The 17,950-nt window shown below is 66.6% G+C and carries 18 protein-coding genes and 1 pseudogene; 10 read left to right on the top strand and 9 right to left on the bottom strand.

Annotation, left to right across the window (positions count from 1 at the left end):
- Positions 1 to 81: 81 nt before the first annotated feature.
- From A5699_RS23905 to A5699_RS23895, 3 genes are read left to right on the top strand one after another with little or no spacing between them, the layout of a single operon-like run.
- Positions 82 to 588: a hypothetical protein gene (locus A5699_RS23905; protein WP_067775095.1), complete on the top strand. Its 507-nt coding sequence runs from the start codon at positions 82 to 84 to the stop codon at positions 586 to 588.
- Complete coding sequence (locus tag A5699_RS23900) at positions 589 to 1,752, top strand: glutathionylspermidine synthase family protein (protein WP_067774881.1); 1,164 nt, start codon at positions 589 to 591, stop codon at positions 1,750 to 1,752.
- A 20-nt stretch (positions 1,753 to 1,772) separates the two neighbouring features.
- A complete protein-coding gene (locus A5699_RS23895; protein WP_067774878.1) occupies positions 1,773 to 2,228 on the top strand; it encodes a DUF350 domain-containing protein in 456 nt (151 codons plus the stop codon).
- 55 nt (positions 2,229 to 2,283) lie between these two features.
- On the opposite strand, the gene A5699_RS23890 is transcribed toward A5699_RS23895, so the two are convergent.
- Positions 2,284 to 3,420, bottom strand: a complete 1,137-nt coding sequence (locus A5699_RS23890) for a glycerate kinase (RefSeq protein WP_067774875.1) — start codon at positions 3,418 to 3,420, stop codon at positions 2,284 to 2,286.
- A 61-nt stretch (positions 3,421 to 3,481) separates the two neighbouring features.
- On the bottom strand, positions 3,482 to 3,910 hold the full coding sequence (locus tag A5699_RS23885) for a MarR family winged helix-turn-helix transcriptional regulator (protein ID WP_067774872.1): 429 nt from the start codon (positions 3,908 to 3,910) through the stop codon (positions 3,482 to 3,484).
- A 36-nt stretch (positions 3,911 to 3,946) separates the two neighbouring features.
- Between A5699_RS23885 and A5699_RS23880 the strand changes: the two genes are divergently transcribed.
- The 5 genes from A5699_RS23880 to rlmN all read left to right on the top strand — a co-directional run bounded on the left by A5699_RS23880 (position 3,947) and on the right by rlmN (position 8,142).
- Positions 3,947 to 4,630 carry a class I SAM-dependent methyltransferase gene (locus A5699_RS23880; protein ID WP_067774870.1) on the top strand — a complete coding sequence of 228 codons (684 nt, stop codon included), beginning with the start codon at positions 3,947 to 3,949 and terminating at the stop codon, positions 4,628 to 4,630.
- Between the two features lie 137 nt (positions 4,631 to 4,767).
- Positions 4,768 to 5,517 (top strand): UMP kinase, encoded by a 750-nt coding sequence (gene pyrH, locus A5699_RS23875; protein ID WP_067774867.1) that lies wholly within the window; start codon positions 4,768 to 4,770, stop codon positions 5,515 to 5,517.
- Positions 5,518 to 5,539: 22 nt separating this feature from the next.
- On the top strand, positions 5,540 to 6,097 hold the full coding sequence (gene frr / locus A5699_RS23870; protein WP_067774864.1) for a ribosome recycling factor: 558 nt from the start codon (positions 5,540 to 5,542) through the stop codon (positions 6,095 to 6,097).
- Complete coding sequence (locus tag A5699_RS23865; RefSeq protein WP_067774861.1) at positions 6,097 to 6,975, top strand: phosphatidate cytidylyltransferase; 879 nt, start codon at positions 6,097 to 6,099, stop codon at positions 6,973 to 6,975. Before frr ends, A5699_RS23865 begins: the two co-directional genes overlap by 1 nt.
- Before the next feature lie 42 nt (positions 6,976 to 7,017).
- Complete coding sequence (rlmN, locus tag A5699_RS23860; RefSeq protein ID WP_067774858.1) at positions 7,018 to 8,142, top strand: 23S rRNA (adenine(2503)-C(2))-methyltransferase RlmN; 1,125 nt, start codon at positions 7,018 to 7,020, stop codon at positions 8,140 to 8,142.
- An 82-nt stretch (positions 8,143 to 8,224) separates the two neighbouring features.
- Here rlmN and A5699_RS23855 read toward each other — a convergent pair whose 3' ends face one another.
- The 4 genes from A5699_RS23855 to A5699_RS23840 all read right to left on the bottom strand — a co-directional run bounded on the left by A5699_RS23855 (position 8,225) and on the right by A5699_RS23840 (position 12,027).
- Positions 8,225 to 8,638 (bottom strand): nuclear transport factor 2 family protein, encoded by a 414-nt coding sequence (locus A5699_RS23855; protein WP_067774855.1) that lies wholly within the window; start codon positions 8,636 to 8,638, stop codon positions 8,225 to 8,227.
- A gap of 20 nt (positions 8,639 to 8,658) precedes the next feature.
- Entirely contained in the window at positions 8,659 to 10,143 is a 1,485-nt protein-coding gene (locus A5699_RS23850) for an aldehyde dehydrogenase family protein (protein ID WP_067774852.1), read from the bottom strand.
- Positions 10,144 to 10,277: 134 nt separating this feature from the next.
- Positions 10,278 to 10,835, bottom strand: coding sequence for a TetR/AcrR family transcriptional regulator (locus tag A5699_RS23845; protein WP_067774849.1), 558 nt, complete (start codon positions 10,833 to 10,835; stop codon positions 10,278 to 10,280).
- A gap of 43 nt (positions 10,836 to 10,878) precedes the next feature.
- The gene (locus tag A5699_RS23840) at positions 10,879 to 12,027 is read right to left on the bottom strand and encodes a phosphotransferase (protein ID WP_067774846.1); all 1,149 of its coding nucleotides are present in this window, start codon (positions 12,025 to 12,027) and stop codon (positions 10,879 to 10,881) included.
- Between the two features lie 54 nt (positions 12,028 to 12,081).
- Here A5699_RS23840 and A5699_RS23835 point away from each other — a divergent pair, with 54 nt between their 5' ends.
- The gene (locus tag A5699_RS23835; protein WP_067774843.1) at positions 12,082 to 13,260 is read left to right on the top strand and encodes a CaiB/BaiF CoA-transferase family protein; all 1,179 of its coding nucleotides are present in this window, start codon (positions 12,082 to 12,084) and stop codon (positions 13,258 to 13,260) included.
- On the opposite strand, the pseudogene A5699_RS23830 reads toward A5699_RS23835, so the two are convergent.
- Both A5699_RS23830 and A5699_RS23825 read right to left on the bottom strand, forming a co-directional pair.
- Positions 13,248 to 15,460: pseudogene (locus A5699_RS23830) on the bottom strand (glycoside hydrolase family 3 C-terminal domain-containing protein). The gene A5699_RS23835 and the pseudogene A5699_RS23830 sit on opposite strands and share 13 nt — an antisense overlap.
- A gap of 36 nt (positions 15,461 to 15,496) precedes the next feature.
- Positions 15,497 to 16,033 (bottom strand): TetR/AcrR family transcriptional regulator, encoded by a 537-nt coding sequence (locus A5699_RS23825; protein ID WP_067774840.1) that lies wholly within the window; start codon positions 16,031 to 16,033, stop codon positions 15,497 to 15,499.
- An 88-nt stretch (positions 16,034 to 16,121) separates the two neighbouring features.
- Between A5699_RS23825 and A5699_RS23820 the strand changes: the two genes are divergently transcribed.
- Positions 16,122 to 17,378 (top strand): cytochrome P450, encoded by a 1,257-nt coding sequence (locus A5699_RS23820; RefSeq protein ID WP_067774837.1) that lies wholly within the window; start codon positions 16,122 to 16,124, stop codon positions 17,376 to 17,378.
- Here the strand turns inward: A5699_RS23820 and A5699_RS23815 are convergent.
- Positions 17,375 to 17,938 carry a hypothetical protein gene (locus tag A5699_RS23815; protein ID WP_067774834.1) on the bottom strand — a complete coding sequence of 188 codons (564 nt, stop codon included), beginning with the start codon at positions 17,936 to 17,938 and terminating at the stop codon, positions 17,375 to 17,377. The two genes, A5699_RS23820 and A5699_RS23815, sit on opposite strands and share 4 nt — an antisense overlap.
- Positions 17,939 to 17,950 lie beyond the last annotated feature (12 nt).

Here is a 17,950-nt window from a genome sequence, read left to right as displayed (position 1 = left end):
GACGTGATGGGGTCGGGGAGCCAACCAGGCGAGGAATTCCACCGGGAGGAGGAATACCGGCCGGGTCCGCAGCCCGGGTCGATCCGGTGGCAGGAGCCCGGCGTCACCCAGCCTCGACCGCCCACGGTGGCCGAGGCGCGTCAGCGTGACAGGGCACAGAAGGCCCGCGAAGCCGCCGAGGAATGGGCGCGGCTGCAGGAACAGAAGGCGCGTGAACGTTCGGCCCGCAACGGCAAGATCCTGATGGGGTCGGTCGCGGTCGTCGGTGTGGTCGGGGTGATCGCCCTGGGCTATCACCTGCTGCACAAAGAGGAAGTCGCGGCCACCTGCGTCAAGGACGGCACCAACGAAGTGGTGCCCGACTCGTACTGCTCCAGTGGACACAGCAGCTCCGGCGGCACCTTCATCTACATGGGCTCGCCGTACCGCTACTACTACGGCGGCAACAACGGTGGGGTGGGCACCGTCGCGCGGGGCGGCACGCTGGAGATCCCCAAGGGCACCACCGCCAAGACGAAGTCGGGAACGTCGATCTCCCGGGGTGGTTTCGGCTCGTCGTCGAGCTACGGCGGAAGCTCGGGCAGCTGAATGCGCCGCCAACGCAGTTCCCCGCGTACCGGCTGGGAACAGATCGTCGCCGAGCAGGGGATGTGTTTCGGCACCCCGGCGCGTGACGCGACGGGCGCCGACCGCCCGTATTGGGACGAATCGGTGCACTACGTCTTCGACATGGACGAGGTGTTGTCGATCGAGGCCTCCGTGGAGGTGTTGCACTCGATGTGTCTGGAGGCCGTCGAGCATGTCGTGCTGACCGGCCGCTACCGCGACTTCGGCCTTCCGGAATGGAGCTGGGAGCACATCGAGAAGTCGTGGCGACGCAGCGATCCACACCTCTACGGCCGCTTCGACCTGCGGTACGACGGCCGCCGGCCGCCGGTACTGCTGGAGTACAACGCGGACACCCCGACCACTTTGCTGGAAGCCGCGATCCTGCAGTGGCACTGGAAAACCGACGTGTATCCGGACGACGATCAGTGGAATTCGTTGCACGAGAAGCTGGTTGCCCGCTGGGCTGAGATCCGCGACCGGCTGCCCGGCGCCGAGACGTACTTCACCTGGTCGGGCGCCGAGCACACCGGCGAAGACCACGTCACCGTTGCCTACCTGCAGGAGTGCGCGGCCGAGGCCGGCCTGCACACGGTCGGGTTGGCGATCGAAGACATCGGGTTCGACGAGGACCTCGACCGGTTCGTCGACCTCGCGGAAGCTCCGATGGCGTCCATCTTCAAGCTGTACCCCTGGGAGTGGATGCTCGACGACGACTTCGGGCGCCGCGCGGTCGAGGGCTTGCCGTCGACCCTGTGGGTGGAACCGCTGTGGAAGACGCTGTTGAGCAACAAGGCGATCCTGGCAGTGCTGTGGGAGATGTACCCGGGCCACCCGAATCTCTTGCCTGCCTACGTCGATGAGCCACACGAGCTGGTCGACTACGTGCGCAAACCGAAGCTCGGCCGGGAAGGCGCCAACATCACCATCGTCGGCGCCGGCTACGAGACCGAGACCGGTGGGGTATACGGCGAAGAGGGCTACGTGTACCAGTTGCTCGATCCACTACCGCAATTCGACGACATGCGTCCCGCGCTGGGGGCCTGGATCGTCGGTGACGAATCCGCCGGACTCGGCATCCGCGAGACCTCCGGTCTCGTCACCGACAACGGCGCTGCCTTTGTGCCACACCGCATCCCGCTGTGACTCTGGAAGGAACATCCCCTATGACAACCACGCTGGTTGCGCTCAGCTCCCATTACTGGTCGATCCTCGGCCACGGTGTATCGGCGATCGTGCTGTACACGATTGTCGGTGTGGCGCTGATGGTCCTGGGCTTCTACGTGATCGACTGGACCACGCCGGGGCCGTTGCGGACGCTGGTGCAGGCCGGTCGGCCCAACGCGTCGGCGGTGGCCGCCGCCGGGGTGGTGTCGATGGCCGTCATCATCGTGCTTGCCATCTACAGCTCACTGGGTGACCTGGTCCAGGGGCTGATCAGCACGCTGGTCTTCGGCTTGTTGGGCATTGCCGCCCAAGCTGTTTCGGTCCGGCTCATCGGTGCGATCAAAGGTATCGACATGGGGCGGGTGCTGGCCGCCGAACGATTCACTCCCGAGGCCCTGGTCGTGATCGCGGCCTACCTGGCCTTCGGCTTCATCGTCGCGGCCGCGATCCTCTGATCCCCACCCGCGAGCAGACGTAAACCCGTACCTTCCCGCCCGAAAATGTACGGGTTCATGTCTGTTCGCGCTGGAGAGTGCGGCAGACCTCGGCGGCGGCCCGGGCCAAGGCGGCCGGGCCGTCACGCAGTGCCTGCGCCAAAGGCGTGCCCGCCGCGGTGATCGCCACGAGCCGGTCCACACCGTTGGCCAACAGCACGTCGGCGTCGGGGGAGACCCGGCCGGCGAAGATCACCACCGGTGTTCCGGTCCGCGCGGCCACCTGTGCGACGCCGAATGGTGTCTTACCGAGCATGGTCTGGGCGTCGACGCTGCCCTCACCGGTGAACACCCAGTCCGCACCGGTCAGTGCCCGCTCCAACCCCACGGTGTCAGCGATCACCTCGACCCCGGGATCGCATTCGGCGGCAAGGAATTCCATCAAGCCGAAGCCGAGCCCGCCGGCGGCGCCGGCTCCCGGACGGTCCGGGCGAGCGTGACCCAAAGCCGTTTCCGTCACCTCTGCCAAGCGGGTCAACGCGGCGTCCAGCACCGCGACATCGTGGGGCGTGGCGCCTTTCTGCGGACCGAAAACCGCACTGGCGCCCCCGGATCCGAGCAGGGGTGCGGTGACGTCGGAAGCGATTTGAACGTGAACGTCGGACAGGCGCGGATCCAGACCGGCGATGTCGATGTGATGTAGGCGCGCCAGTGCCGCGCCGCCGGGTGGCAGTGGGCGGCCGTCGGCATCGGTGAACGCCACGCCCAGCGCGTTCAGCATGCCGGTACCGCCGTCGTTGGTGGCCGATCCGCCCAGGCCGATCAGCAGTTCGCCGGCCCCGCGGTCGAGCGCGGAGAGGATGAGTTGCCCGACGCCGAAGGTGTTGGCGCGCAGGATATCTCGGTCTGCCGGTGCCACCAGCTCCAGGCCGGCGGCACTGGCGGTCTCGATCACCGCCAGGCGACGCTCGGGCACGTAACCGTAGGTGGCGCGCACCGGCCGGCCGAGCGGATCGAAGACGTCGGCGGTCACGCGTTCACCGCCGAGCGCATCGACCACGGCGTCCACGGTGCCTTCACCGCCGTCGGCCATCGGGACCCCCAGGCATTCGGCCCGTGGGAACACCGCCGATATGCCCTCGCGCATCGCTGCCACCGCTTGCGACGCGGTCATCGACTCCTTGAACGAGTCCGGGGCCAGCACGATCTTCATTCCGTCGTGACACTACCGACTGTGCAGCCATACGGCGCGTCGGGCGGTCGCGCCGGCACGCTCAGTTCACCGCGTGGGCCAGCAGGCGCTTGAGTTGACGTCGTTGGTCGTCGTCGAGGCGGTCGAGCACGTCGGCCTCGGCCGCGAGTACGGCAGCCTCGGCGCGGGCGAGCAATTCGGCGCCTTCGCCGGTCAGCTCGGCCGGTAGTGCGCGTCCGGAATCAACGCTGGCCGGCCTGCGTACCGCGCCGCGCTCCTGCAGTCCCCGCACCACGTTGTTCATCGCCTGCGGCGAGACGTTGGTGTGGCGGGCCAGCTCGGCGTTGGACTGTCCAGGGGCCATGGACAGCACTCGCAGGCACACGAACTCGGGGAGGGTCAGGCCGAGCGGTTGAAGTTGTGCGGCGACCCGCGGCTGCAGCACCGCGACCACGCGATACATCAGGTAGCCGAGTGGCTGCTCCTCGAGACCATCAGGCATGTCAAGCATATTGACACATATCAACCACGTTGATATACCGGACGTATGACCACGCCGAGTGAGATGTCAGACGCAATGTTCGAATCCGCCTACCGCGGTGAGGCTCCCGAGTTCGTCGGGGTGCGCCCACCGTGGAGCATCGGAGAGCCCCAGCCCGAGATCGCGGCGCTGATTGCCGAAGGAAAATTCCACGGCGATGTGCTCGACGCCGGCTGCGGTGAGGCCGCGACCGCCCTGTACCTGGCGGAGCGAGGCTTCACCACGGTTGGGCTCGACCAATCGGCCACCGCCATCGACCTGGCCCGGGCCGAGGCCGCCAAGCGGGGACTGACAAATGCGAGCTTCGAGGTCGCCGACATCAGCGCCTTCACCGGCTACGACGGACGCTTCGGCACCATCGTCGACAGCACGCTGTTCCACTCCATGCCGGTGGAGCTGCGGGAGGGCTACCAGCAGTCGATCGTGCGGGCCGCCGCGCCCGGTGCCTCGTACTTCGTGCTGGTGTTCGACAAGGCGGCGATGGGCGACACCGGACCGGCCAACCCGGTCAGCGAGGATGAACTGCGCGAGGTCGTCGGCAAGTACTGGGTGATCGACGACGTTCGGCCGGCCCGGATCCACGCGAACGTGCCACCGGAGTTCGCCAATTTCGCCGGCGCGGGCATCCGCGATGAAGGCGGCGACCGCAAGTCGGTGCCGGCCTGGCTGTTGCAGGCTCACCTGGGATAACGGCAGGCCGGCCGGCGACACTCCGATCCGCGAGAGCTCCCCCGACAACGCAGGCTGCCCGGCATAGGGCAGGATAGAGAGGCCGTCCAGGGGTAACCCGGGTGGCTCTCTACATGCGAGGAGTGCCGAGGAGACCGATGGCGGATCCGAATGTCGCCGGCGAGGGCGCAGCACCCATCCGTCCCTTCTATACGAGGGTCCTGCTGAAACTCGGCGGAGAGATGTTCGGGGGCGGTCAGGTCGGTCTGGACCCCGATGTGGTGCACCAGGTCGCCCGCCAGATCGCCGAGGTGGTACGCAGTGGCGTACAGGTCGCGGTCGTCATCGGCGGCGGCAACTTCTTCCGCGGCGCACAGCTGCAGCAGCGCGGCATGGAGCGCACCCGAAGCGACTACATGGGCATGCTCGGCACCGTGATGAACAGCCTTGCCCTGCAAGACTTCCTGCAGAAGGAAGGCATCGACACCCGCGTGCAGACCGCCATCACCATGGGGCAGGTCGCCGAACCGTACATTCCGCTGCGCGCCGTGCGGCACCTGGAAAAGGGCCGCGTCGTGATCTTCGGCGCGGGCATGGGCCTGCCGTACTTCTCCACCGACACCACCGCCGCGCAGCGCGCCCTGGAGATCGGCGCCGACGTGGTGCTGATGGCCAAGGCCGTCGACGGCGTCTACACCGCCGATCCGCGGGAAGACCCGGACGCCGAGCTGCTCACCGAGGTCACCCATCGTGACGTCATCGATCGTGGCCTGCGGGTCGCCGATGCCACCGCCTTCAGTTTGTGCATGGACAACCGGATGCCGATGCTGGTGTTCAACCTGCTGACCGAAGGCAATATCGCCCGCGCGGTGGCGGGTGAGAAGATCGGAACACTGGTCACCACCTGAACGGGAAACGGGAGAAGCCGACGTGATCGACGAAACTCTCTTCGACGCTGAAGAGAAGATGGAAAAGGCCGTGAGTGTGGCCCGTGACGACCTGGCCACCATTCGGACCGGCCGGGCCAATCCGGGCATGTTCTCCCGCATCAACATCGACTACTACGGGGCGATGACGCCGATCACGCAGATGGCGAGCATCAACGTGCCCGAGGCGCGCCTCGTGGTGATCAAGCCCTACGAGGCGTCCCAGCTCCGGCCGATCGAGGATGCGATCCGGAACTCCGATCTCGGCGTCAACCCGACCAACGACGGCAGCATCATCCGCATCGCCATCCCGCAGTTGACCGAGGAGCGCCGTCGCGACCTGGTCAAGCAGGCCAAGTCGAAGGGCGAGGACGCCAAGGTCTCGATCCGCAACATCCGCCGCAAGGCGATGGAAGAGCTCAGCCGCATCAAGAAGGACGGCGAGGCCGGCGAGGACGAGGTCGGCCGCGCCGAAAAGGACCTCGACAAGTCCACCCACACCTACACCAGCCAGGTCGACGAGCTGGTCAAGCACAAGGAAGGCGAGCTGCTGGAGGTCTGATGACCGATCAGCAAGTACCTTTCGTGACAGATTCACCGGTTCCAGAACCGCAGAAAAAGCAGTCCCGGGCCGGCCGTAACCTTCCGGCGGCCATCGCGGTCGGCGTCGTCCTCGGCGCCATGGCCATCGGCACGTTGCTGTTTGCGCCGACGTTGTGGCTGCCTTTGCTCGCCGTGGCCATCGCCATCGCCACCCACGAGGTGATCCGCCGGCTGCGCGAACAGGGATACGCCCTGCCCGCCGTTCCGCTGCTCCTCGGCGGCCAGGCCATGATCTGGCTGACCTGGCCCTACGGGCTGGCCGGTCTGCTGGGCGCGTACGGCGCGACGGTCGTCGTCTGCATGGTGTGGCGTCTCGTCGGGCAAGGTCTGGATCAGCAGCCGGTCAATTACCTGCGCGACATCGCCGCCACGGTGCTACTGGCCACCTGGGTGCCGTTGTTCGCCGCTTTCACCGCGCTGCTGATCTTCGCCGACCACGGCGGAGCCCGGGTGTTCACCATCATCGTGACGGTCGTCTTCGCCGATATCGGCGGCTATGTCGCGGGTGTCCTGTTCGGCAGGCATCTGTTGGCGCCGGCGATCAGTCCCAAGAAGTCCTGGGAGGGTCTCGGCGGCTCGCTGTTGTTCGGCATCGCCGCGGCCGTGCTCTCGGTGGCGTTCCTGTTGGACAAGCCGGCCTGGGTGGGCGTGCCGTTGGGCTTGCTGTTGGTGATCACCGGTGTGCTCGGCGACCTGATCGAATCCCAGGTCAAACGCGACCTCGGCATCAAGGACATGGGCACGCTGCTGCCCGGTCACGGCGGGATCATGGACCGCATCGACGCGATGCTGCCCTCGGCGGTCGTCGGCTGGATCGTGCTGACGCTGCTGGCGTGAATTCGTGGCCTGGCCGCTGACAGTGAGATACTGGACGCGATCATGTCCACTTCCCTTCCTCTGGTTTTCGACGCACCGCGACGAGCCATGCCGCCGCGGCACCTCGCCGACCTCGACGAGGCCGGGCGCGCGGAGGCCGTCGCCGAGCTGGGGTTGCCGAAGTTCCGTGGGAAGCAGCTGGCCAACCAGTACTACGGACGGCTGATCGCCGACCCGCAGCAGATGACCGACCTGCCCGCCGCCGTGCGCGCTTCGGTGGCCGAGGCCCTGTTCCCGACGTTGCTCGACCCGGTGAAGCACATCCAGTGCGATGCGGGGGAGACGCGCAAGACGCTGTGGCGGGCGGTGGACGGCACGACGTTCGAGTCCGTGCTGATGCGCTACCCGCAGCGCAACACCGTGTGCATCTCGTCACAGGCCGGCTGCGGCATGGCCTGTCCGTTCTGTGCGACCGGCCAGGGCGGCCTGAAGCGCAACCTGTCCACCGCCGAGATTCTCGAGCAGGTGCGGGCCGCGTCGTCGGCCATGCGGTCCGAGCACTTCGGTGGGACTGCCGGCTCTGCCGGCGGTGGGCGGCTGTCGAACATCGTCTTCATGGGTATGGGTGAGCCGCTGGCCAACTACAACCGGGTGGTCGCCGCGGTGAAGCGCATCATTGCGCCGCCGCCGAACGGTTTCGGGATCAGCGCCCGGTCGGTGACGGTGTCGACGGTCGGTCTGGCTCCGGCCATCCGCAAGCTCGCCGACGAGAAGCTGGGCGTGACGCTGGCATTGTCGCTGCACACGCCCGACGACGAACTTCGCGACACCCTGGTGCCGGTGAACAACCGGTGGAAGGTCGACGAAGTCCTCGACGCCGCGCGCTATTACGCCGACACCACCGGCCGTCGCGTGTCCGTCGAATACGCGTTGATTCGCGATGTGAACGATCAACCTTGGCGCGCAGACCTTTTGGGCAAGAAGCTGCATGCCAAGCTCGGCCCCCTGGTGCACGTCAACCTCATCCCGCTCAACCCCACCCCGGGCAGCGAGTGGGATGCCAGCCCCAAGCCGGTCGAGCGGGAGTTCGTCAAACGGGTTCAGGCCAAGGGCGTGTCGTGCACGGTGCGCGACACCCGCGGCCGGGAGATCGCCGCGGCCTGTGGTCAGCTCGCCGCCGAGGGCTGAGGTTTTTCGGCGTTGACTTTGACCTGAGGCTGCAAAAGATCGAGTAGGCGTCTGCGTAGATTTAATGTCAACGGTCCGTCAGTCAGGCCTGACCCGGCGCATTGGTGAACCAGAGGTTCTCCTCGCGCAGGCTGCGGCTGCGCCAGCCATCGGGTGTGCGCACCAGCTCATGGTGGTAGTACCCGCCGCATGCACTCATCTCCGCCATGCCGGGTAGCTGCATGGGGTTGTAGAACATGGCCCGCACGGTCGCGGTGTCACCGTCGGTTTCCAAGATCTCGATGTTGGTGATGTAGTGCATGCTCCACGGGATCACCCCGAAGTTGGCGGCGAACCAGTCGACCACCTCGTCGCGGGTGCCCACCACAGCCCCCGCCGACGAGTAGTCGATGACGGCGTCGGCGGTGAACACCGACCGGTACAGCTCCCAGTCCTTGGAGTCGACGGCGCGGGCGTACCGGTACAGCAGGGCTGAAATCTCGGCACTCAGATCCATGGTTCGCTCGCAAGCTTCGCTCACTCCGGCATTCCGATGGTCTTGGACTCGAAGTACTCCTTGAAGCCTTCCTCGCCGTTGCGCCGGCCCAGGCCGCTCTGCTTGGAGCCGCCGAACGGGCTGTTGATGCCGAAGTGGCTGCGGCTGTTGATGGTGACGTTGCCGGTACGCATCCGACGCGCGACGGCGAAGGCCCGGTCGACGTCGGCGGACGAAACCTCGCCGGACAGACCGTAAATGGAGTTGTTGGCGATGGCCACCGCCTCGTCATCGGAGTCGTACGGCGTGACGGTCAGCACCGGACCGAAGATCTCCTCCTGGGCGACCTGCGAGTTGGGGTCGACGTCGGCCAGCAGCGTCGGCTGAGTGTAGTAGCCGGTGGGCAGATTCTCCGGGATGCCGCCGCCGGTGACCAGCCGGGCCCCGGAGTCGATGCCGGATTTGATCAACCCCAGCACCTTCTCCCGCTGGGTGGCGCTGATCTGCGGGCCCTGCATGACGCCCGGGGTCCACGGATCACCGACCGGGAAGTTCTCCATCGCTCCCTTGAGCATCGCGATGCCCTCGTCGTAGCGGCTGCGGGGGAGCAGGATGCGGCTGGGCAGGATGCAGGACTGCCCACTCATCACGCAGGCCATCATCGCCGCGATCGGCAACGCGGAGTTGAAGTCAGCATCGTCGAGCACGATGTGGGCAGACTTGCCGCCAAGTTCCAGCAGCGTCTTCTTCACCGTGGGGGCGCCGGCCGCCAGGATGGCGCGTCCGGTGGCGGTGGAACCGGTGAAGGTGATCATGTCGACCCGCGGATCCGCCGACAGCGCCGCCCCGACCTCGTTGGCGTTGGACACCACGACGTTGAACACCCCGGCCGGGATGTCGGTGTGCTCGGCGACGATGCGGCCCAACTCGGTGCCCGACCATGGGGTGAGCTGTGCGGGTTTGAGCACCACGGTGTTGCCCGCCATCAACGCCGGGATGGTTTCGGCGATGTTGAGGTAGAACGGCACGTTCCACGGGGTGATCGCCCCGACCACGCCGATGGGCTCATAGGCGATCTTGCGGTGTGCCGGCCCGAGCTGGGTCTGGTGCACACCGTTGTCCACGAGGTACTCGAAGTTCTTGCCGTGTTCGGCCCAGTGCTTGACCTCGCCGATCGGGTCCTCGATCTGACTGCCGGTGACCGTGACGGGACAACCCACCTCGGTGACCAGCACCCGACGCAGCCGCTCCTTCTCGGCCTCCAGCGCGTCGTGCAGCTGCATCAGGCAGTGGTAGCGGAACTCGACGTCGCGGCTCCAGTCGGTGTCGTCGAACGCACGGCGCGCGGCGCCCACGGCGCGCTCCATGTCGGCCACCGTGCCGTCGGTCGCCTGGCCCGCCACCTGCTCGCTGGCGGGGTGGATCACGTCGAATTTCGCACCGCTGCCGGTGTATTGGAGTTCCCCGTCGATGAGCATCCGCTCGTCGCCGGCGAGGACACCCGTATCGCTCTGCACCTGAGTCATAGGAGACAGCTTTACAAAAATTGCGAGTGGTGTCACCCCTTTGAGCGAAGGATTGACCAATCGACAAGTCTCTGCGATCGTAGAGTCTCGTTGAGCGTGAAGCGGGAGGTGTTTACCGGCGAATCAGTGGGAGGTCAGCCCGCGTCGGGCTGTTTGATGCCGACGGCGTGACGCAGTTGCGCCAGAAACTGATCACCGTCATCGCTTCGCACGATGTAGTGCGAGACCGCGACGCGGATCGCGGTGGCGGCTTTGACCGGCGCATTGGCACCCGACAGAAGCTTGAGTAACCGCTCCCTCATCAGGGGGATGACGTTGGCCAGCTGGGCAATCACCACTTCGGGCTCGATGTCGACCACTCGGACGCCGGAGTAGGACTGCTGATATTGCACGATGAAACGCAGTGCGGCGTCGAGCTTCTCGTTGCCGCGCAGGCCGACGGTGGCGCGGCTGATGCCCTGATCGAACATCTCGCGCTCATAGGTGCCGAACGCGGCGAGGAGTTCCTGCTTGTCGGCGAACCAGCGGTACAACGTGGGCCGGGACACCCCGGCCTGCAGTGCCACCTCGGACAGGCTCAGCTTGGTCTGCCCACTGCGGGCCAGCACCTCGGCCGTCGCCACCAGGATTCGATTGCGCGTCGAGGTGTCCTCAACAGATGCGTCCCGCTGCGCGGGTACAGGTTCATTCACGTCCAGGCCTTGGTTGATCGCGGTTCACCAAATGGTAGGACCATCACAGCAACTTCTTGAGTATTGCCACAGTCTCCAGGTCGGACAAAGCGGCCACACCCCGCCTGGCACCTTCGAGCGCGATGCCCTCGTCCTGCATCCCGCCGAGGCCGGCGGTGATCACCGGTGCGGCGTAGGCGTAGATCGCGCCGAGCCGATAACGCTCCCACAACTCGTCGCGATCCAGCGAGGGACCGCCTGAGGCGGCCAGGGCCGTCCGGTACTCGTCGAGCAACTCGCGTTCGGATGCCTGCCGATCTGCCGTGGTCATGCTGGTCACCAGCGTATAGGCCAATTCTCGCCCGGGATGTCCGCGGCGCACCGCCTGCCAGTCCAACAGCCCGGCCTCGCCGTCGCGGAAGTACAGGTTGCCCGGGTGTGCGTCTCCGTGCATCACGGTGTGTGGCGGGCGGTCGAGCAGCTGCGCAGCCGCGCGGTAGTTCTCGTCGATGAACGGGCCGCCGGCCACGGGGATGTCGGTGCTCTCGGCCAGGCGTTTGGTCGACAGCTTGAGCAGGGAGCCGGTCAGCAGCGAGGTGTCATCGCCCGAGGCCGAATAGATCCAGCCCAGCGGCCCACTGCCGCTTCGCGCCGGCAGCCGGTTCCAGAAGGTGGCATGGACGCGGGCGAGCAGCTCGACCGTCAGCGCCGCCCGGTCTCGGTCGAGCGGATGCAGGGTGTCGGGGAATTCGCAGGGGCTCTGCGTCAGGTCTTCGAGCACGAGCACGAACCGGCCCGTCAGCGCATCGAACGCGGCGCCGTACGCGCGGGGGACGCCGGTCAGTCCCTCGGCCAACTGTTGGTAGAAGCGCACCTCGGTGTGTCCCAGCCGGCCCAGCTCGCCCAGCATCCGGGTGGCGGTCGTTTCGGCGGGCATCTTGACGAACACCGACGCGGGCACGTCGGCGTCCGCCCGGCCGGTCAGCGTCAGCCGGGCGCGCGACGACGTGCCTGCGTCGCCCCCGGCCACGCACACCGACGTGATCGGGCGCCGGGTCAGCGCGGACAGGTAGGCGGCATCGAGATCGGCGATGCTTCGGGGCAATGAGCGCATCCGGCCGATCACCGCGTCGGTTGCGATACGTTGCACGCCGTGGCCGATGTGCGCGGCCAGGCCGACGGCTGGGACGAGGCGGCGGGCCGGTGTGAGCATTGGGCAAGTTTACAAACTTGCGCGGGATTGTAAAGCGATTCGGAAAGGGCGGCGATGGCGGGTCCGATGGAGGGGTTCCGGGTGATCGAACTCGGGGTGTGGGTGGCCGCGCCGGCCGCCGGGGCGCTGCTGGCCGACTGGGGTGCCGACGTCATCAAGATCGAACCACCCTCGGGTGACCCGGCGAGAACCTTCGGTCGGATGCTGGGGCTGGATCCGGAGCTCGGCCCGGCGGCCAACCCACCCTTCGAGATGGACAACCGGTCCAAGCGCAGCATCGTGCTCGACCTCGGAACCGATGACGGTCAGCAAGCTGCGCTCGAATTACTTTCCGGCGCAGACGTTTTCCTGACCAATGTGCGCCCGGCCGCATTGCGGCGGCTGCAATTGGACTTCGAGACCGTCGCGGCGCGCAATCCGCGCCTGGTGTACGGGCTCATCACCGGGTACGGCCTCAGCGGGCCGGAGGCGGACCGGGCGGCCTACGACGTCGCCGCGTTCTGGGCCCGCGCGGGCCTGGCCGACCTGCTCACCCGCCCCGGTGACACACCGCCGTTCCAGCGGGGCGGTATGGGCGATCACTCGGCGGGGATGACGCTGGCGGCCGCGGTGTGCGCCGCGCTGCTGGCCCGAAACCGCACCGGCACCGGTCAACTCGTCACCACCTCGCTGTACCGGCAGGGCGCCTACACCGTGAGCTTCGACCTGAACACCGTGCTGATGAGCGGTCAACAGATCGCGATCGGCCAGCGGGAGTCGATGGCCAACCCCTGCATGAACAACTACACCGCCGGCGACGGTAAACGCTTCTGGATCGTCGGGTTGCAGGCCGACCGGCACTGGCCCGCGCTGTGCCGGGCAGTGGGCCGCGAAGGCTGGCTGACCGATGCGCGCTTCGCCACGGCGCGTGACCGCTACGTCAACGCCCGCACACTGATCGCCGACCTGGACGCCATCTTCGCCGGCCATCCGATGGACCACTGGGCGGCACTGTTCGACGATGAGCCCGATCTCTTCTGGTCACCGATCAACAGTCTCGACGACGTCATCGCCGACGAGCAGTTCCATGCTGCCGGAGGCATCGTGGATGTGCCCGATGGGATCTCGTCGACGCCCATGGTGGCCAGCCCGGCCGATTTCTCGGCCACCCCGTGGCAGCCACGCACGGTAGCCCCGGCTCTGGGCGCTCACACCGACGAGATCCTGGCCGAATTGCGTGGTCAGGATCGTTGAGCATTGGCCTCCGAGAGCAGTTGGTCGAGTTGCTCTCGGGTCACCTTGCCCGCCGAGAAGGCGATCATCCGTCCGATCGGCACCGACTCCAGCATCCGCAGCAGGTTGCTGCCGAGGGCTGAATCCACCGCGCCGACCGGGGACGCGTTGCCCAGTGCGGTCAGAATCGTCTGGGCGGCAGCGGGATCGGCAAGGATCTCGCCCAGGGTGGATTCGCGGGTGAACGGTCGCGATGGTCGATCTCCGTCGAGCGTCACCGTCGCGCTCAGTCGGAGGTCACGGCTTGACGCGCCGACAGTCACCACATACTCGCCGGGCTCGACAATCCACGCTTCGGCATCTGTGGCCAGAACGCGAGTTCGGCTCGGCTGATGGGAATTTCGACGGTATGGACGGCCCCCGCCTCGATGAGGACAGAGGTGAACCCAGCCAGCCAACGCAGCGGCCTGCCGACCTTGGAGGTGGGTAATCCGACGTAGACCTGGACCACCTCCCGGCCGGACCGTTGACCGACGTTGGTCACGGTCAGTTGGACAGATATGCCGTCAGCCGTAGCGGCGAGGTCCAGGCCGGAGTAGTCGAACCGGGTATACGACAGGCCGTGTCCGAACGGGAATGCCACCGGGATGTCCCGCGTGTCATACCAGCGGTAACCGACGAACATTCGCTCGCCGTAGAGGGTATGGCCGGATTCGGAGGGGAAGTTCAGGTAGGCCGGTGAATCCTGCAGTCGCAACGGCACCGTCTCGGCCAGCCGGCCCGATGGGTTGGCGACGCCGAACAGCACGTCGGCCAGCGCACCACCGCCGGCCTGACCGAGCAGGGCGCCGTCGAGGATGGCCGGCGCCACGGCGTCGACGGTGTCGAGGCGCACCACGCCGCCGTGGGCCAGCACCACGACGGTTCGTGGCTGGGCGGCGACAACGGTGCGCAGCAGTTCGATCTGGGCGGCCGGCAGGTCGATGTGCTCGCGGTCGTAGCCCTCGGATTCCTCTTCGGCCGTCAGCCCGAGGAACAGCACTGCGGCATCGGCCGATTCGGCGGCGGCAACCGCCGCACCGATGTCGGTGCCGGGGCAGTAGGTCACCGGATGCGTTCCGGCAAGGCGGCGGATCTCGTCGAGTGGAATGTCGAGCCGGGCCGGGTTCACGTGTGAACTGCCCCCGCCCTGATACCGTGGCTCTTGTGCGAACCCGCCGATGACCGCCACCGCCGACGGTGCCAGGGGAAGCAGGTCGCCGTCATTCTTCAACAGCACGATGGCCCGGCGGGCCGCCTCGCGCGCCAGCTCATGATGGGCGTCGATGTCGAAACCTGTTGCTTGACTGCTGTTTTGACTGACCCGCTCCGTCAAGCGCGCGACGCGTGCGGCGGCGCGGGCCACGACATCTGGTCCCAGGCGTCCGGCCCGTACTGCCCGCACCACCTCGGCGTCGGAGATCCCGCCGGTCGTCGGCATTTCCAGATCCAGGCCCGCGGCCACGGCGGCAACCCGATCGGCCACTGCGCCCCAGTCACTGACCACTGCGCCGTCGAAGCCCCATTCCTCCCGCAGCACCGTGGTGAGCAGCCACCTGTTCTCGGCGGCGTACACCCCGTTGATCCGGTTGTAGGAGCACATCACAGTCCACGGCCTGCCCTGGCGCACCGCGATTTCGAAGGTGCGTAGATAGATCTCCCGTAACGTGCGCAGGTCGACGTCGGAGCTGGCCCGCATCCGGTCGTGTTCGGCGTTGTTGACCGCGAAATGCTTGAGTGACGCACCGACGCCGCGACTCTGCACCCCGCGTATCCACGCCGCACCGAGCAGGCCGGACAGCAGCGGGTCCTCGGAGTAGTACTCGAAATTGCGGCCGCAGCGCGGGTCACGCTTGATGTTGACCCCCGGGCCGAGCAGTACCTGCACGCCCAGTGCGCGGGCCTCGTCCCCGAGAGCGGCGCCGATGCGTTCCACGAGTTCGGGATCCCAGGTCTGGCTGAGCCCGACCGCTGGGGGAAAGCACGTCGCCGGGTCGCTGCCGGCAAGACCCAGATGGTCTGCGGCGCTACCGGATTGCCTGCGTACCCCGTGCGGCCCGTCGGTCAGCACGATCGACGGCAGCGCGCCGATCTCCTTGGTGGTCCAGAAACTTGCGCCGCTGCCGAGCGCGGCCTGTTCGGACAGGTCCAACCCGGCTGTGAGATCAGCGGAGTGCGTCACCGGCCCCAGGGTAGCCCCGAATAAATAAGGCCCTGGTCATTGTGGATGTTTCACCCGGGCGGCATGGCGCAGTTGCGCGAGGAAGTCGTCGGCGTCGTCGCTGCGCACCAGATAATGGCTGACCGCCACCCGCACCGCGGTGGCCGCAGCGATGTCGGCATCGGATCCGGTTGTCAGCCGTTGCAGCCGTTCCCGCATCAGCGGGATCACCTGAGCGAGCCGCCTGATGACGTGTTCGGGCTCGATGTCGACCATCCGCAGCCCCGGGTAGGACTGCTGATACTCGACGACGGTGCGCAACGCCGCATCCAGGTGCTCATCTTCGGGCAGATCGGCGGCGGCCTCGGCCACGGAGCGTTCGTAGAACTTGCGTTCCCACACCACGAATGCGTCGAGCAGTTCTTGTTTGGAGGCAAACCATCGGTAGAGCGTGGGCCGCGACACCCCGGCATGCGACGCCACCTCGGACAGGCTGAGCTTGGTCATTCCATTGGCGCCGAGTACTTCGGCGGTGGCGGCCAGGATGCGCCCACGGGTGGTGCTCTCGTCGTCGATGGACGATTTCTCCGCCATGCACCCAGCTTTACAAACTATCGGCGAACTGTCACGCTAATTCGTGGCGCGACACAGTCGTCGGACGCCCGTGCAGGAGGGAACCCCCGTGACAGTTGCCAGCTCGCCGCAGGCACGCGAATACAGCCCGTTCGACATCACATCGCACGATTTCTGGAGCCGGCCGTTCGCCGAGCGTGACGAGACGTTCGCGCAGCTGCGTGCCGGCGAGGGTCTGAGCTGGCATCAGCCGCTGTCGTCTCTGTTCGATGTCGAAGAGCCCGGCTTCTGGGCGGTGACGCGCCGGGCCGACATCCAGTTCGTCAGTCAGCATCCTGAGCTGTTCACCTCCACCCAGGGCGTCGCGCTCGATCCGATGCCGGCCGACGTGCAGAAGTTCGCCACGTTTTTCCTGATGATGGATCCGCCGGAGCACACCACGTATCGACGTTTGATCAGCTCGGCGTTCACCCCGCGCAACGTGCGGAAGATCGAAGAGCAGATTCACCGCAACGCCGTGTCCATCGTCGACGAGCTGATCGGCGCGGGCGACGTCGATTTCGTCGAGGCCTGTTCGGCGCAGCTGCCGATGCGGACGATCTCGGACATGCTGGGCGTGCCCACTGCGGATCAGCCGGCGCTGGCCAAGGCCGCCGAGAAGCTGTTCAGCATGAGCGATGACGAATACTCGTCGCTCGAAGAGCGGGCCATGGCGACCATCAACGAGATCATGTTGATCTCGAACACCGGAATTGAGCTGGCCAAGTTCCGGCGGGCCAACCCTGGTGATGATCTGATGACCAGCATCGTCAACGCCGAGGTCGACGGACACCGCCTCAGTGACGAGGAGATCGGGGCCTTCCTGATCCTGCTGGCCTCGGCCGGAAACGACACCACCAAGCAGACCACCACCCACGCGATGATGGCGCTGGCAGCCAACCCCGACCAAAAGGATTGGCTGCTAGAGGATTTCGACAACCGGATCGGATTGGCCACCGAGGAGTTCGTGCGGTGGGCGACCCCGGTCATCCAGTTCGCCCGGCACGCCACCCAGGATGTCGAGGTGGCCGGTCAGCAGATCAACGCCGGCGACAAGGTGGGGCTGTTCTACTGCTCGGCCAACCGGGACGAATCGGTGTTCACCGACCCGCAGCGGTTCGACCTGAGCCGTTCGCCCAACCCGCAGATCGGGTTCGGCGGTGGCGGTCCGCACTTCTGCCTGGGCAACCAACTGGCCAAGACCGAGTTGCGCCACCTGTTCCGCGAGTTGCTGACTCGGCTCAAGACCGTCGAATTCGGTGAGCCCGAACTGCTGTACAGCAGCTTCGTACACGGCATCAAGCGGGTGCCCGCACACATCGCCTAGGCCGGGACACGACGCGCGTCGAGGCCGAGCAGGGGGATCCCCTCGGGCAATCTGATCGCGCCGGGGAGGGCGAATTTGCGTTCCTTCTTGGCTACTGAGATCCGCTGTACCGTCAGCGAACCGGTGACGGTGCACGTTCCCGTCCGAATCTCCATCAGGCGGCCGCGTTGAATCACAGCGCTCACCGCCGCCATGGTGAAGCAGAGTTGCAGATCGATATTGATGGTGGCGAGCGGTGTGCCGTCCAGGGTCACGTCGACAGTGGGGTGGTGGCTCGACTCGATTTTGTGGGTCACCAGCGTGACCACTTCGGTGGTCGAAGGGTTGTCGAGGGTGCTGCGCGCCGCCTTATTGAGGGCGGCGTACTTCTTCCAGCCCTCGGCCGCCACATCGGCCAGGTTCAATGACAGTAGTCCGTCTGTGGCAGCGGCTATTTGACGCTCCGCCTCGGCGGCATGCATGGGAGGGACCAGGGCTCGCACCGTGCGATGTTCGTGCAGAGATTCCTCCAGCACGCTGGTGGATGATCGGGTTGCATCACCGAACAGGAGATCGCGCACGGTTGCGTTCCC

Source organism: Mycobacterium sp. E802, from assembly GCF_001666875.1.
Taxonomy (GTDB): Bacteria; Actinomycetota; Actinomycetes; order Mycobacteriales; family Mycobacteriaceae; genus Mycobacterium.
This window is presented reverse-complemented; position numbering and strand designations above follow the sequence as displayed.